Annotated in this window: 10 protein-coding genes; 1 reads left to right on the forward strand and 9 read right to left on the reverse strand. The window is 48.0% G+C overall.

The features are described from left to right. Positions 1 to 103: 103 nt before the first annotated feature. The 4 genes from V5J35_RS02210 to V5J35_RS02225 all read right to left on the reverse strand — a co-directional run bounded on the left by V5J35_RS02210 (position 104) and on the right by V5J35_RS02225 (position 2,912). The gene (locus V5J35_RS02210; RefSeq protein ID WP_354009698.1) at positions 104 to 727 is read right to left on the reverse strand and encodes a tRNA-uridine aminocarboxypropyltransferase; all 624 of its coding nucleotides are present in this window, start codon (positions 725 to 727) and stop codon (positions 104 to 106) included. A 66-nt stretch (positions 728 to 793) separates the two neighbouring features. Then, positions 794 to 1,264 (reverse strand): regulatory protein RecX, encoded by a 471-nt coding sequence (locus V5J35_RS02215; protein WP_354009699.1) that lies wholly within the window; start codon positions 1,262 to 1,264, stop codon positions 794 to 796. Then, the gene (gene recA / locus V5J35_RS02220) at positions 1,264 to 2,307 is read right to left on the reverse strand and encodes a recombinase RecA (RefSeq protein WP_354009700.1); all 1,044 of its coding nucleotides are present in this window, start codon (positions 2,305 to 2,307) and stop codon (positions 1,264 to 1,266) included. The genes V5J35_RS02215 and recA overlap by 1 nt, the downstream gene beginning before the upstream one ends. Positions 2,308 to 2,417: 110 nt before the next feature. Further along, positions 2,418 to 2,912, reverse strand: a complete 495-nt coding sequence (locus tag V5J35_RS02225; protein ID WP_354009701.1) for a CinA family protein — start codon at positions 2,910 to 2,912, stop codon at positions 2,418 to 2,420. A gap of 124 nt (positions 2,913 to 3,036) precedes the next feature. On the opposite strand from V5J35_RS02225, the gene V5J35_RS02230 reads away from it, so the two are divergent. After that, positions 3,037 to 3,837: a hypothetical protein gene (locus tag V5J35_RS02230; protein WP_354009702.1), complete on the forward strand. Its 801-nt coding sequence runs from the start codon at positions 3,037 to 3,039 to the stop codon at positions 3,835 to 3,837. A gap of 364 nt (positions 3,838 to 4,201) precedes the next feature. Here V5J35_RS02230 and V5J35_RS02235 read toward each other — a convergent pair whose 3' ends face one another. The 5 genes from V5J35_RS02235 to V5J35_RS02255 form a co-directional block, all read right to left on the reverse strand. Then, a complete protein-coding gene (locus tag V5J35_RS02235) occupies positions 4,202 to 4,963 on the reverse strand; it encodes a hypothetical protein (protein WP_354009703.1) in 762 nt (253 codons plus the stop codon). Positions 4,964 to 5,413: 450 nt separating this feature from the next. After that, positions 5,414 to 8,704, reverse strand: coding sequence for a hybrid sensor histidine kinase/response regulator (locus V5J35_RS02240; protein WP_354009704.1), 3,291 nt, complete (start codon positions 8,702 to 8,704; stop codon positions 5,414 to 5,416). Positions 8,705 to 8,785: 81 nt separating this feature from the next. Continuing rightward, positions 8,786 to 12,394, reverse strand: a complete 3,609-nt coding sequence (locus V5J35_RS02245; protein WP_354009705.1) for an OTU domain-containing protein — start codon at positions 12,392 to 12,394, stop codon at positions 8,786 to 8,788. Positions 12,395 to 13,357: 963 nt separating this feature from the next. After that, positions 13,358 to 13,579: a putative signal transducing protein gene (locus V5J35_RS02250; protein WP_354009706.1), complete on the reverse strand. Its 222-nt coding sequence runs from the start codon at positions 13,577 to 13,579 to the stop codon at positions 13,358 to 13,360. A 12-nt stretch (positions 13,580 to 13,591) separates the two neighbouring features. Next, the gene (locus V5J35_RS02255) at positions 13,592 to 14,158 is read right to left on the reverse strand and encodes a tetratricopeptide repeat protein (RefSeq protein WP_354009707.1); all 567 of its coding nucleotides are present in this window, start codon (positions 14,156 to 14,158) and stop codon (positions 13,592 to 13,594) included. Between the last annotated feature and the right edge of the window lie 125 nt (positions 14,159 to 14,283).

Genomic DNA, 14,283 nt, shown 5'->3' on the forward strand with positions numbered 1-14,283 from the left:
ATAGCAATAGTAAACCGGTCATTATATAGAAGCAGACGATAGAATCAGCAGGAAATATCAATCTATGCGTGCATTTTCTTTAAAGAACCTGATAAATACGCACTTATTGGTTTAGCTTTCCCGCCAGCTGAAGTTGCTGGTAATGGTTGCAAAAGTCAGACACTGATTGATGAAGCCTGCGTGAAGCCTCGGGCATCCCTACATTTTTCAGGACTTCAGCCGCCACCTCTGCGGTACAAAGATGTCCCGCCTGCTGATTTCTACGCAAACTGTAACCCGATTCTGGCACATTATTCAGCGATATCAGGGGTAAGCTGTGCAGATAAGGGCTTTGTCGGTACATTTTCCGTGCCTGCTGCCAGGTAGCGTCTAACAGAATAAACAGCTTTCCGGAGGACGTTGCCTTTTCTTCAGTCCCTTTTTGCGGATAAATAGTTTGCGGATAAGCAGTTTGCTGATAAATAGCGTAAGCTTCAGGCATCAACAGAACCGGCTCCCATTGTGGGTCATCCAGCAATGTCAGTAACTCTTCTGAAGGTTCAACCCGGCTCCAGTTCACCACCAGCGTGTCCGGGAGCATCGCCCTGACCAGTTTTCCGGTATTGCTGATTTTGGCAAACTCTACCGGATGAGTTATCAGGCAAAATCGATGCTGACAACTGAGTACAGGCAGTGACGGGCAGAAACAGCAGGACGGTTCAAAACCACAGCGGGAACAACAGGACATGGATCAACTCTCAAATACAGCCATGAGCAAAAAAAGGATATGAGCAAAAAAATGGATCTGCACATTTTATCCCAGGCAGGCATTGATATGACTGGATAAAAAGCCTCTTTGTGCAAGGAAGCGGTATACTTTCATACGATCTTTTGGTGAAAGTTTTTTCTGTTCTCCAATTTTTTTATCTTTTAACCGACTCGCTTCAGAAAACCATTTCTCATCGTCGTCAAACAGATAGTTCGCCAGCAGATTCTGTGAAACGCCTTTCTGTATCAATTCATTGCGGATACGTGCCGGACCATAGCCTTTATTACTACGGGAATAAACATAGGCTTCAGTAAAGCGTTCATCACTCTGCAAGCCTTCATCAACCAGCCTCTGCAGGGCATTTTCAATACGCTCAGGAGGAAAACGTTTTCGAAGCTTATAAGACAGCTCGGCATAGCTATGTTCACGCCGGGCCAGCAAATCCATTGCTGCCCGACGAACATCCTGTTCAGCTAGCCCTTGTTCAGCTAGCGCCTGTTCAGAGAATTCCTGCATTATTCTGCTAACAGTTGTTCCTGACCTGCCTTTTCTGAACCTTTTGTCTCGGGATCTGTATTCAGGAGTTCAGCCCGAATCTGCGTCTCAATTTCATCCGCAATTTCCGGATTTTCTGTCAGGTATTTGCAGGCGTTTGCCTTACCCTGACCAATCTTGGTGCCTTTATAGGCATACCAGGCACCGGACTTTTCAACCAGCTTCAACTTCACACCCAGATCAATCACCTCACCCATGTGGTAAATACCCTGCCCATAGAGAATCTGGAATTCCGCCTGTTTGAACGGAGGTGAAACCTTGTTTTTAACCACCTTGACCCGGGTTTCATTACCAATAATCTCATCGCCCTGCTTCACTGCGCCGGTACGACGAATATCCAGTCGCACAGAAGAGTAGAATTTCAGAGCATTACCACCGGTGGTGGTTTCCGGGTTGCCAAACATCACTCCAATCTTCATACGAATCTGGTTAATGAAGATCACCATGCAGTTGGTCTGCTTGATGGAACCGGTCAGTTTCCGCAGTGCCTGGGACATCAGGCGCGCCTGCAGGCCTACATGAGAATCACCCATATCGCCTTCAATCTCTGCTTTTGGCACCAGCGCCGCAACAGAGTCTACAACAATGACATCAACCGCTCCGGAACGAACCAGCATGTCGGTAATCTCCAGAGCCTGTTCACCGGTATCTGGCTGGGATACGTACAGGTCATCAACATTAACCCCAAGTTTACCGGCATACTGAGGATCAAGGGCGTGTTCGGCGTCAACAAAAGCACAGGTGGCACCCTGCTTCTGGGCTTCGGCAATAGCACTAAGAGTCAGAGTCGTTTTACCGGAGGACTCCGGTCCGTAAATTTCAACAATCCGGCCTTTGGGCAAACCACCAATACCCAGAGCGATATCCAGCTGCAGAGAGCCTGTAGAAATGGCGGGAATGGCCTCCTGCTTCTGGTCACCCATTCGCATGACAGCACCTTTACCAAATTGGCGGTCAATCTGGCTCAGAGCCGCTGCCAGTGCTTTCTTTCTGTTCTCATCCATTGTCTGATTCCATCCTCAGTGCTTGCCTGCGCAGGGCATGGCGAGTATAAACGCTACACATACTGTATATTTAAACACTATATGTATATTTGTCCAGTATATTTATTGATTTAAGTAGCTGATTGTTGCAGAAGCCTTATAAGCTCGGACAGCGCAACCTCTACAGATTGCTCTCGCACCTGCTGCCGGTCACCTGCAAACCGGAAGGCTTCGGAAAAGGTTTTTTCCCGACAATACCATGCGATATGAACAGTGCCTACCGGTTTATCCCGGGAACCTCCACCAGGACCGGCAATACCACTGATGGCAATACTGACGGGAACGTCCAGGTTCATGGCAACACCACGCGCCATTTGTTCAACAACAGGCTGGCTGACCGCACCGTATTTATCCAATAGCTCACAGGGAACATCGAGAAGCCGGTGTTTCATGGCATTGGAATAACTGACCACTGCGCCTTCAAACCAGTCTGAGCTGCCCGGAATAGCCGTTAATACCTGGCTGACCCATCCGCCGGTGCAGGATTCAGCCGTTGCCATTTTCAATGACTGTCTGCCTAACTCAAGCGACAGTTGCAGAGCCAGATCGGATAATTTGTCAGTCACTACCATCTCCTGAGTCCTGTTGTGAGAGACAGTTATACTATGCCTGTTGTGCAGATAACAGAAGTTGTACGCATTGTCTGCAGAACCTGAAACGTCTGACTTCTCAGAATCAACTTCTGACATAATGCCCATAACCAGTTCGACTGAACCTGCTCCGCTGCAGGCTGAAACAGAAGATTTATCAGACTCTGCTAGTGCAAGTGCTAATAGTAGAGCATCAGGCGGTGAACATCTGGCTCCGGCCATTACCGAAGCCTTAACCGCTATCGAGAACGGCCAGCCACTCAGTAAAGTTTCAGATATTCTCAATCCATTAATCGAGAGCCCAACAGCCAGCCGGATGGATAAGGCTCAGGCTCATTATGCTAAAGCCCTAACAATAAAAACTCTATTACATAATCAGGTAAAAACCATTGGCGGGCATGTATGCTCTGTCTATAACTATGGACAATTAATACGACAGTACGCAGTTTTGGAAGAAGCAACAGGACAATTACAGTTACCGGATATTGAACAACTAAGAGAATATACCAGAGCGATCGAAGAGCTTTCCACCATTCAGCCTCTGTATGCATCCATCCAAAATATGACAGCATCCTATGCCAAAACACTGGATGCCATAGCTGATGAACAAAATACAAACCCCGCTTTTATGCAACAACTCAATCAGCTTCGGGAAGACATTAAACAACTGAGCTCCAGTACCCGCCTAATTTACAATGGCTGCATGGACGCTCAGATTATTTATGGTGAAAGAGGGGCGCTTCTGCAAAAAACCCAACAAAAAACGGGGAAAGACCGAAGAAAGAATAAAATCGTGAGAGAACACCGGCATATCCATAAAGATATACAAAGCCTGAGAAGTGTTGGCAATGAACTCAAACGTTACCTGAAGCCATTAGATGAAAGGCTCACATCGTCCTAATAGTATTCCCAATCAACAACCATGCTCTGAGGGGCCGAACATTCGACCCACAGAGATTAAGCTGTGTGAAAGAGCATGGAGTAGCGTAAGCATTGCCTCTTAGGGTAGACATTAAGCACAAAAAAACAGTTTTCCCAGCAGCAGAACTCACCTTGAACAGAAAAGCGGAACCCATTTATTTGGCAATATGATTTCATCTTTGATGGAGTCTGGAAAACGGCTGATGCCCTGTATCAGAAAGCTCCTTTTATTCTGCGAACAGAACGCTAAACAAGAACACCCTACACGGGACGTCTATTCTGGGCGTACACGGCTGGGATTATACTTACTGGGTGGGGCTTAATGTCTACCCTAAGAGCATTGCCTAAGGACCAGCGACTTCAATAAAATCGTGATTGTGATTGGGATCAATATAAAGATGATCAAATGTTAACGGCCCCACAACTCCCCTTTGCTCAGGTATAAAGTGCTGTTCCAAATCATGCGTGCCATAACTAAAGCATTTTTCCCCCTGCGCTAATAACGAACCGGGAATTGCCATATCACATAATAATAAATAGTTATTTATAGTTTGGATGCACCGACCGGACAGTGTATTCTGGTCGTCAATCGTCTCTACAAACACTGTATTCACATAGGGTATTAAGGCTCTCCAGACAAACCCTTCCGGAATTTTGTCAACTTCTGTTGTCGCTGGACAGTCTTTTAAACTCAGCATTTTCTTAGCTCTGGGCATTGCAGCCCAAAGCCCTAAAACAATTAATTGAAGACTTGCAACCCCACACAACTTACTTTCAAATCCAACTGCGCAGACTAAATTGACAGTCGCTGCGGCCATGGCAGAAAAGTAGAGCTTACCAGCATGGGGGTGGTAGCTGTAATAGTTGTCTACGTAGAGACACTGCCCGGTTAGCTCTCCATCTTCAACAGACTTTTGTTGTAAAAGAAAAGGATGCTGGCCGTTTATCCGACCTGTTTTCCGGATAGTTCTCTGAAAGGCAGCGCCATCAGCGGGGCAAGTTAGTTCGGTTGTGTTTGCGGGGCAATAAAGAGTTTGAGGACTTGCCGGAAGCGAGGTCAAAAGCACCAATAAGCTCATTGATTGCAGACACAACTGGAATTTCATTATTTTGTCTTTGCACTTTATTTATAAATTAACGAGCAAGCATAGTACAAAAAATTAAGTTATTCACAACAGATGACGTTGCACCGAAAATAATTAGCACAGTCCGATCATTATAGAACGAACTCATGCACGTGTCCTTTTCACTGCGTTACACGTTATTAAGGTAGTTGATGGCAGTCCTGATAATTTCAGTGCCCTGTAATCCGTCAATGTTATCAGGCTGATACGATACACTTTTTAGCCGCTCTTTCAATGAACTCAGCTGTTCGTCAAGAGATTTCTGAGGCATATCAGCATGACTCGAACCTGCCATCTGGGAACGACGGAATCGCCGGTATGCTGCCTGAGTGATGTGAGTGACGGATTCTTTCCACTGGCTTATATAAATATAATACTCCGCCGCAATAAAGGCTCTTAATGGTGACTCTCAATGGTCGCTTTTCATGAGAACTACGCTTTCACATTCAACTTATTAAGCAGACATTCCAGCTGTTCAAGATCCATTGCTTCACACAGCTGCACTATATATTGATTCAGTTCGTCAAAATCCGGATTCTCACCAAACGGCTTAACCCGCTCCTGCAGGGATTCCAGATCTCCCATCTCAACCGCTTCACGAATGCACCGGGTGAACTCCTCTCGCTTGTCACTGTCCAGTTTTGCAATCAACTCATCAAGGTCAGTAGACAACATCTGTTTACTGCGAGTCAGCTTGAACTCTATTCCCAGCTGCCTTTCAATCAGCTCGTACAGCTCTGCTGCATCAAAAGGTTTACCGATAAAGCCGTCAAACCCTTTCATGATCAGCCCTGAGCGAGCTTCCTGACTAACACTGGCGGTAACAGCAACCACCTTTATACGACGCCCATGCGGTCTTTGCCTGATACGACGCAACGCCTCAATACCATCCAGTACGGGCATACGAATATCCATAAGCACCATAACGAAGTCATTCTGATCAAGCGCTTCCAGTGCTTCTGCGCCATTACAGGCCAGCTGCACCGAAAATCCGGGGATCTCCAGCAAACGCGCCAGCATGTCCCGGTTGCTGTCGATATCGTCCACCACCAGGATTGACTGCCCCTTCCAGCTTTCCGGCAGTTCCGGACAATAGGAATCGCGATGTACCCTGTAACGTCCCTGAAGGTCTTCAACATTTCCAGCTTCCAGAGGAATGGCAAACTCAAAACAACTGCCTTTGCCCACCTCACTCGATACAGTCAACTCTCCCCCCATGGCGGCTACCAGGTGTCGGCTGATCGCCAGCCCCAGCCCGGTTCCTCCTGCCATATATTCAGATTTCAATTGCCTGAAAGGTTCAAATACCCGCTGCAAACCCGATTCATCAATACCAATACCCGTGTCTTCTACGGCAAAATGCAAACTCTCACCGCTTTGTTCAACCAGCATTCTGACCCAGCCCGACTTCGTATATTTCACTCCGTTACTCATCAGATTAAGCAAAACCTGTCGTACTTTTATTTCATCCGCCACGATAACCGATGGTAAATCAGATGCCGATTCAACCTTTAATACCAGTCCTTTGCTGTTTGCTTTTTCCAGCAACATGTTCCGCACATCGGTTAGCATTTCCCGCAAGTCCATAGTTACCGGATGCAACTCAATCTGGCTGGATTCGATTTTGGTCAAGTCAAGGATGTCGTTTATTAAAGACAACAGATGCCTTCCACTTGATTCGATGGTTCGCAGGCTTTTCTCATGCCCTTCCCGGACTTCCCGATCCTGCAGCAACACTTGCGTGTACCCCAGCACACCATTGAGCGGTGTCCGGAGTTCGTGACTCATATTGGAAAGAAACAAGCCTTTGGCGCGGTTGGCACGCTCAGCCTGTTCCTTTGCTTCCGTCAGTTCGCGCTCTATACGCTTGCGCTCGGTAATATCCCTGACCACCATAGAAATCAGTAGTCCATCATCGGTTTCCAGTGGATTGCTGGTGATATCGACAGGAAAGACCCTGCCCCCCCGGTCAATACCATGAGACTCAAAGCCCGTCAGGCAAAACTGCTCCCAGCTGACGGCTCCAAGGTCCCCCAGCAAGGGGTGAGTAGCACGAAAGTTCAGCGGGGTCAGTAAACGCAGAGGCATATTGACCAGTTCCTGCTGCTCAAAACCAAACATGGTTTCAGCCCGGCCATTAATCATGCTGATAATGCCTTCCGGCGTGGAAATCACCGTCGCATCCGGTGCTGAATCCAGCAAAGCCTTGAATTTGCGCGTATCGTTAATGCGTTCGGTAATGTCGTTGGCCATGCCTTCTATAATCGAGTAGCTGCCTTTGACATCGAACATATCACTCCAGAAAATTTCCAGGCGGCGGTGCCGGCCATCGCTGTGTAACACCTCCAGCTCAAAAGTAGAGGCATTGCCCGACAACACGCCCTGAAGCTGCTCCTTGAACAGGGTTCGCTGTGAGGCATCGACAATAAAGCGGTTTAAAGGGCCTAAGAATTCAACGGGCTTATACCCCAGAATCGATTGAATTGACGGGCTGACATGGATGATTCGCCCCTGCTCATCCAGATTAAAATAAAAGTACTGTCCCCTGAGTTTCTGCACCAGATGCCCGATGTTATTCGCCCGCATGTCATGAAGCGTCTGATCCCGGTCAGCCAGCTTCTCCAGCAACTCCTGAAAGCTTTCCGCCAGGCTTCCCACTTCATCATCAGACATTTTGGCAATCACCGGATAACTCTGCCGGTAGGTAAATTCATCCATCGACTGTTTTAACTGCGTCAACGGTCTGGTAATACGGTCAGAAACCAGGCAGGCACAGGTAAAAATCAGCAACAGGGAAACCAGCATCACCAGGGCATCGACCTTGGCCTGCTCCCTGACCATCCCAAGAGCGACATCCCGCCGGATATGAGTAATCAGCCACCAGGGGCCTGCCCTGATCGGGGCTCCAAAAAACCAGTACTCATGCTCGCGCATGGGAATCCAGGATTTGCGCAGAACCGGCTTGCCTTCATCAATAAGCTCAGACAAATCATCCCATAACCCCGGAGTTCCGTAGATCTCAAGTGTTTCAAATATCTTATGGTGATGGGCTCTTCTCGCGGTTTTGCTGTCGGTATGCAGGTAATTCCCCTGCCGACTGATAATGGAGAACTTCGGCTGCCCCATCTGGGTGTCAATGACCCGGACCCGCAGGTCACTGAGACAAACATCCAGCTTTAAAACACCCAGTCGCCTGCCTGCTTTATACAATGGCAGGACATGGCTGATGATTTTTTCACCGTTCTGCAACGAGCCGGACTCGAGCCATATACCTTGCTGGCTGTCATTCACTCCTGGCCAGGCTTTTACCATTAACGGGCCAAAGGTTTCGACACCCTCCACTATTTTTATGGATTGTCCATAACGCAATGCCTGAGTACCTTCCAGCTGTCTGGAACTGTGGTCATACCAGACCAGGCCAATACCTCTTAACAACGTGTTGCTTTCCAGTGTTTCCAGCAACAAATCCGCGGGGAGCCAGTTCAACCCATCACTGTTAGACCCGATCACGCCTGCTACGATGTTAGCCTGCTGCATAAGGTTGACGATGTAAGCGTCAACTTCATTGGCATAGTGCCAGACCTGCTCAGTCAGACGTTTGGCCACCGTATCCGTTGCATGCCGAATGGATAGATAAAGATGGATGCCAAAAATCAGGTTATAAAGCAGCGTGACAGGAACGACCGTAAAAAATATGATTTTTTTGCGAATTGAGAACAGCACAACTCAACTGTCACGTCATTAGATTTGAACGCTAAGAATAGACCATATTTCTATGGATAAAACGCTTCAAGCCCTTGTGCGCTATTGCTTAGGCAGTATTGATGTGGACTTACCCTGAAGGAGAGCCAGTACAGCAGCCAGACCATGTTCCCTGACTATTTCCGGTAAAGCCACTTCCAATATAGAGCTGCCCACTGGAGCATGCGGTTCAGCAGCTTCCCAGTGTGGCGCTCCCGTAAAAAACACGACGGACTCATAAGGTAACATCGACAGAACCTGGGTATCCTGAGCCGGATACACCTGCACAATATGCGGTGCCGCATCTTCAGTGGTCTGAACAGGTGCAGTGTAAGGTACAACAAAAGTCAGGTCAGTCTGAAAAGCATTGGCTGCAATAATAATCATACTGTAATCGTTCCAGACACCTTCGACATTTATCTCTGCGTCCAGCAAGTCAAGCTGAGGGCCCAGCATATTCAGCAGGTACAGCTCTTCACTGGTATAAGGCTCAACAACATGAGGGTCCTGATTATTGTTGGCACCGAGATTAAGCTGAAACTTGTGTTTCAGAGTTGCCAGAAATCGCCTGATTCTCGATTTCACTTCATCAGCACCCACCGGCCTGCCCAGCTTGCGTGTCAATACTTCAGCAATGGCGTGATACAGGCAGGAGTTATCGCCAGGTGTATGGATCATTGTGAAACTGGCAGCAGTAAATAATGTATTCAGATTTTGAACATATTCTTCAAGATGAACAGGGTTGTGCGCGACAGCCTGGTTTAACCGGGCCGGATCAACCGAATACTGTGCATCAGGCACGTCCATAGGGTCCTGATCCTGTATCCCATCAATATCCGGGTCGGCTTGCGAGGGGGGCTGATGTATTCCAACACTGTACCAGTTTTTCTGAGGCTTCTGCCCCGGTACTTTTTGAGGAATATTGTGAAATAAAATATACGTCTGTCTCTGTTCCCGGGGAGCGAACAATGAGAGATCGACCTGCCCGGGGGGAATAAAGTGATTGTGTTCAACCCACTGCTTGTTTTCGTTATAGCTCATCCCCAGTTCCCTTATTCCGGCAAACTGACCTTTTATAAATTCAAAAACATGAATCCTCTCCTTCAGGAAAAGTCCTGAAAACAAAGCTAATAGCCTGTAATCATTATCATCAGTCACCACACCCGGATCAAACCACTGTTGCAGCTCATAAAGCCACTGAGTGGCCAGCTCAGCCCCGCCGCCCTGCACTGTGAACAATAAACGGTGTATCAATGCCCTGGTACGGCTAAAGCTCAAACCAAACAGTTGCGCCAAGGCTGGCTGTGGGTGGTGAAAGCTACTAAATTCTAACGTACTTTTCCAAGGAGCATTCAGAGTACGGAATAACTCTTCCATACCCTTCCCTCTGGCAGTCTTGCCTATGGCAGCTTTCGAGGGTGGTGTATTTTTGCGTCCTGATGCCGTTCCACACTGTAACCGCACTTGCCTCCAGGCGTCCCACCAGCTATGGAAAAAGGCATGCTCGACTGTATTTAAAAATGGCAGTCGGGCCCATAGGCAGTAAGAGGCGTAAGCATCCTTAAAATCCTGCTGCGAGCGTTCCGATGAATGGAGAGAGTCTTCCACTTTAAAATTTTGTCTGAGCAAGCTTTCCGATGTATGAAGAAATTCATCGACCATCGCATCCAGGGCCGATACTACAGGATGACCGGCATACAGCCGGTTCATGTAATCGGAAAAGCGGGAACCAGCCCACTCATCCAGCATCCGCATACGAGCCAGGAAATCCAATAACCAGGAATCTGAAGTTAACGGTATATCAGAAGGACTGTCCGTTTCGTGGTTAAGAATCGACTGCAGAAGCTGATCCAGCTTATCAAACCGATTCTGCAGAATCAGACCGGCTACAACATGCCTGTATTTATTCTGAATGCCCTCAAGCCACTCTTTCTGGTCATGATTCACCGGAATAAAGGCGGGGGGCACATTAACGCGCCCGGGCTGCAGTTGAGCCGCCATCTGGCACGCCCAGACGTAGAGTCGGAATGCCCTGTGAGATTTCTTGCTTTTTTGCATGTATTGTTCAATCTCACTCCAGGTGACAGGTGTTTCACTCACTTCCTGACTTTTAGCTTCATAATTAATCAAGTCAATAAACCACTGTAAATCGACTTTCGCAGTTGCCTGAACTTTAAAATAATCTGCTGCAATACTGGCCAGAAGTTTTTTCAGCAAGCTGCGAAATACCGTTATTTTTTGTATCCGGTCTACAAAGTCTTCCTGTAAACGGGATTCCGGGAACAATCTGGAAATAAGGTCGTATAATGGCCCCCCGCGATACAGTGGCTCACCTCCATTCAGCAGCTTGAGATTGGGTGGTTCATTATCAAAATTTTTAAGGTCTGCCCTCAGCGAGCCATCCAGCCCCAGATAAAAAGACACATAATAATTGGGCAACTTGGAGTCAACACCAATACTGACGGGGATATTCCTCAACGACCTGAAGTCCTCCAGCGTACCGGTAAACTGAGCCAGCTGACTGATCAGTGCTTCAAAAATTTCAGCCAGAATGTCTCTCAGGGTATATTGCATTAATTCAGTTCTTAGTACCGACCAGGTCTCCTTAACTGGCTCACCATAGAAGCTCGGAACAGTCATCACAGCTTCATCTCTGTAAACCACAGGAATCTCAACTCTGTGATCCAGCCCGTGGGTCAACGCCAGCCTGATATAAGTCTGGGCAAGATGTTCAGGCTGTATTCGGTGCTGTATTTCCACAACCGTTATCAAATCGTCCGCAGCCGGAATAAGGCGGTAAACTGAGGGCATTCGGGTAGAATCGATGCTTTTATGAGCCGGTTTTTTAATCTGGTCGGTATCCACCAGAGTCCCGGTTCTTTGGTTCCAGCCCATGGCCAGCTCTTCATAAACGGTCAGGCTTGCCCCCTGAAGCCCTTCAAGCAGCAGGGCACTTTCCATTGAATGTCCGCGCTGCCAGGAAAATGCCAGTCCGGGAAACAGCTCAGGAAACTCAAAGACCGCTTTACACTGCCCCCGCCCAATACAACGCACTCGAACTTTACCGTAAGGCGCTACGTCAACCCTCAGCTCGTCATGCTCGTTGCACATTTCGAACTTTGCAGCCGCTTCAAACGCGCGTAGAAAACTATCCACCTTTTCATCAAAAGCTTTATCGTCGCTGCTGGCATTATCAACCGGAATAAACTCATTTCTGGCCAGTGCTGAGAGGCTGTAACGGTCGTACCGCTGAAACCTTACACACAGCTCAAAGGTCATGGGCATCACCGGATCGTTGACAGGCTTCACAATACACAACAGGTCATCATGGATATAAGCTCTTTCGGTCTGGAAACTGGTTCCATCAATCGCCCTGACAAACACCTCGATAAAATCAGCCTGCCGGTCTGATGGCAGAGGAGAGCCATGAAAAAATCGACACTGACGTGCATATTCCTCATATGAACTGCCAAATTTAGCCGGATTAAACAGATCAACCGTATTACAGTCAAAAACGGTTTGCCTGCCGCCCGGCCGAATAAACCAGCCAGGAGCGGAGTGCGAAATCGTGTCTACTGAATCCTGACCAACACTCTGCGAACTTCTACGATTTTTATTGCGGGTACGTCGCTTCTTCGCCTGTTTCTCATCATACAACCGGCCCGTTTTCATACTGGACAGCCGTGCAGGGCTTATCCCCAAAGGACTGCTGCTCAAGCGTTCCATAGAGCCAGAAAACGGGGGTGATTTTACGCCATCTCCCGGCACAGAATCCGTCTCCTCTTCCCCGGCATACCCCTTTTCAATAAAAAAACGAAGATTTGAACCTGCATCCTTTTTAACTTTTTTTGTATTTTCATTTTTTACACCACTATGTACGTTCCCCCTTTTCTTAGACAAACAAGGGCTCAAAGGATTCACCTCCTGTTTTACTGACACAGGAGGACTCAAAAAGTCCATTCCCTGAAAAAAAACATCCTCCTCAAGGTAGACTTGACTGACATTAGTTTTTGACTCCGTCGATTCTGGCGGAGAAGACCCCAGCCTCAGCCTTTCTAAACGCAGCCTGAGTTCATCCCCAAAGTATTGAGTTCCTGTGTTCTGATCGAATGGAGCGCTCATCGTTGGCGCGCTTGACTGAGAGATACCCCGGACACCAGAACGCAGTGGCATCTGTGCCGGGCTGTCCTGTCGAAAAAAAGATAAGGGTTGAAGGAACGGGGGTGAACCATGAGGCGGGGACAGGTATGAAGGTGACGAAAATTGACTGGCAGGTTTCTTCTTATCCGGCGTCTCTTCAGACACGGCCTCATTTCTGGGCACCATCACGATCATCCGATGATAGCGAGATGAGTTAATCAGAACCTCTTCCCGCCTGCGCCGGCACATTAACTCAAATAATGCATTGATAATCTCATTATCACGATTTCCCAGAAACTGCAGGGTGGAGAGAAAATTGAAAGGAGTCCCCCCCTCTCCAGCCCTGACTGGTGCCACAACAGCTATCAAGCTAGACGAAAGTAACAACGCCAGAACATGGTGGCACAGGCAGCCACCCGTTCTCTCCCACTCATTACTGTCTGGTTTCATCAAGTTGTTTTTAGAATCTGATTTTCAATCAAGATAGCTTATAATTTATAAGACAGGTGTCGCATTAAGGTAATCACTGATCAGATGTCTGGCCAGACCCGCATCCATATCTTCAACATACAGCCCCAGCAAACCAGCCATGGGCAACTCTCCTATGGCTCCAACCAGATACTGGCCACCGATAAAACAGGGAATATGCCGCTGTTCAAGAAAGTCTTTCAGACATTGGGCTTCGATGACGTTTTCCGGGCTGTATATCTTGATCATAACCAGACGGTGTCAGGGCTGTTTCAGATAGATAGAGTGTAACTGTTCCACCAGCTCCTTTGCTTTTTCCAGCTGGGCAGATGTGAGCCTGTCCTGCAATGCCTTCCGTTGTTTAATGGCTTTACTGGTCCAGCTCCCTTGCTGTTCAGCACTCAACGCTGTCCACATATAAGCGGCTATCAGATTTCTATCGGTTCCCTCGCCATTCATGTAGGCTCGCCCCAGCTCCATCTGGGCTTCAGGATTCATGCCCTCACGACCTCCAGCCAGCTCAAAGTACCGGAAAGACCTGTTAATGTCTTTCCCGATTCCACCAAGACCGTCGCGATAAGCACGTCCCAGCCATAACTGAGCCTGAGTGTTACCGTTATCAGCCAGTGGCTGCAACAAAGCTTCCGCCTGGTCAGAATCCGGTCTCTCCTGGCGTTGCAACAGACTGATACCGGCTTCCAGAATCGCTGCCTGGTCACCCGATCCAGCCTTTTCCATCAACTGCTGAAAATCTGAACTCACGCCTGCCATTGAAAATAGCATCAAACCTGCAAAGACTCCGCACTGGCACTGTGTTTTTATAGACATTTTTTTATTGACCTTACTGCTCTGCTGACTACGCTGAATTGTCGTCTGAACCTATTGGGTACACCACTTTCACGAGAATAATACGTATAATGCCCCAGCAAAGCCACTATCGCCTGCCCTGGTCT

Origin of the sequence: Endozoicomonas sp. NE40 (assembly GCF_040549045.1) — a bacterium.
GTDB classification, from domain to species: Bacteria; Pseudomonadota; Gammaproteobacteria; order Pseudomonadales; family Endozoicomonadaceae; genus Endozoicomonas_A; species Endozoicomonas_A lisbonensis.

Bases quoted from the DNA above. Each gene is read 5' to 3' on its own strand.
- V5J35_RS02210 (WP_354009698.1), bottom strand. From the start codon at position 727: ATGTCCTGTTGTTCCCGCTGTGGTTTTGAACCGTCCTGCTGTTTCTGC.
- V5J35_RS02215 (WP_354009699.1), bottom strand. From the start codon at position 1,264: ATGCAGGAATTCTCTGAACAGGCGCTAGCTGAACAAGGGCTAGCTGAA.
- recA (WP_354009700.1), bottom strand. From the start codon at position 2,307: ATGGATGAGAACAGAAAGAAAGCACTGGCAGCGGCTCTGAGCCAGATT.
- V5J35_RS02230 (WP_354009702.1), top strand. From the start codon at position 3,037: ATGCCCATAACCAGTTCGACTGAACCTGCTCCGCTGCAGGCTGAAACA.
- V5J35_RS02235 (WP_354009703.1), bottom strand. From the start codon at position 4,963: ATGAAATTCCAGTTGTGTCTGCAATCAATGAGCTTATTGGTGCTTTTG.
- V5J35_RS02245 (WP_354009705.1), bottom strand. From the start codon at position 12,394: ATGAAAACGGGCCGGTTGTATGATGAGAAACAGGCGAAGAAGCGACGT.
- V5J35_RS02250 (WP_354009706.1), bottom strand. From the start codon at position 13,579: ATGATCAAGATATACAGCCCGGAAAACGTCATCGAAGCCCAATGTCTG.
- V5J35_RS02255 (WP_354009707.1), bottom strand. From the start codon at position 14,158: ATGTCTATAAAAACACAGTGCCAGTGCGGAGTCTTTGCAGGTTTGATG.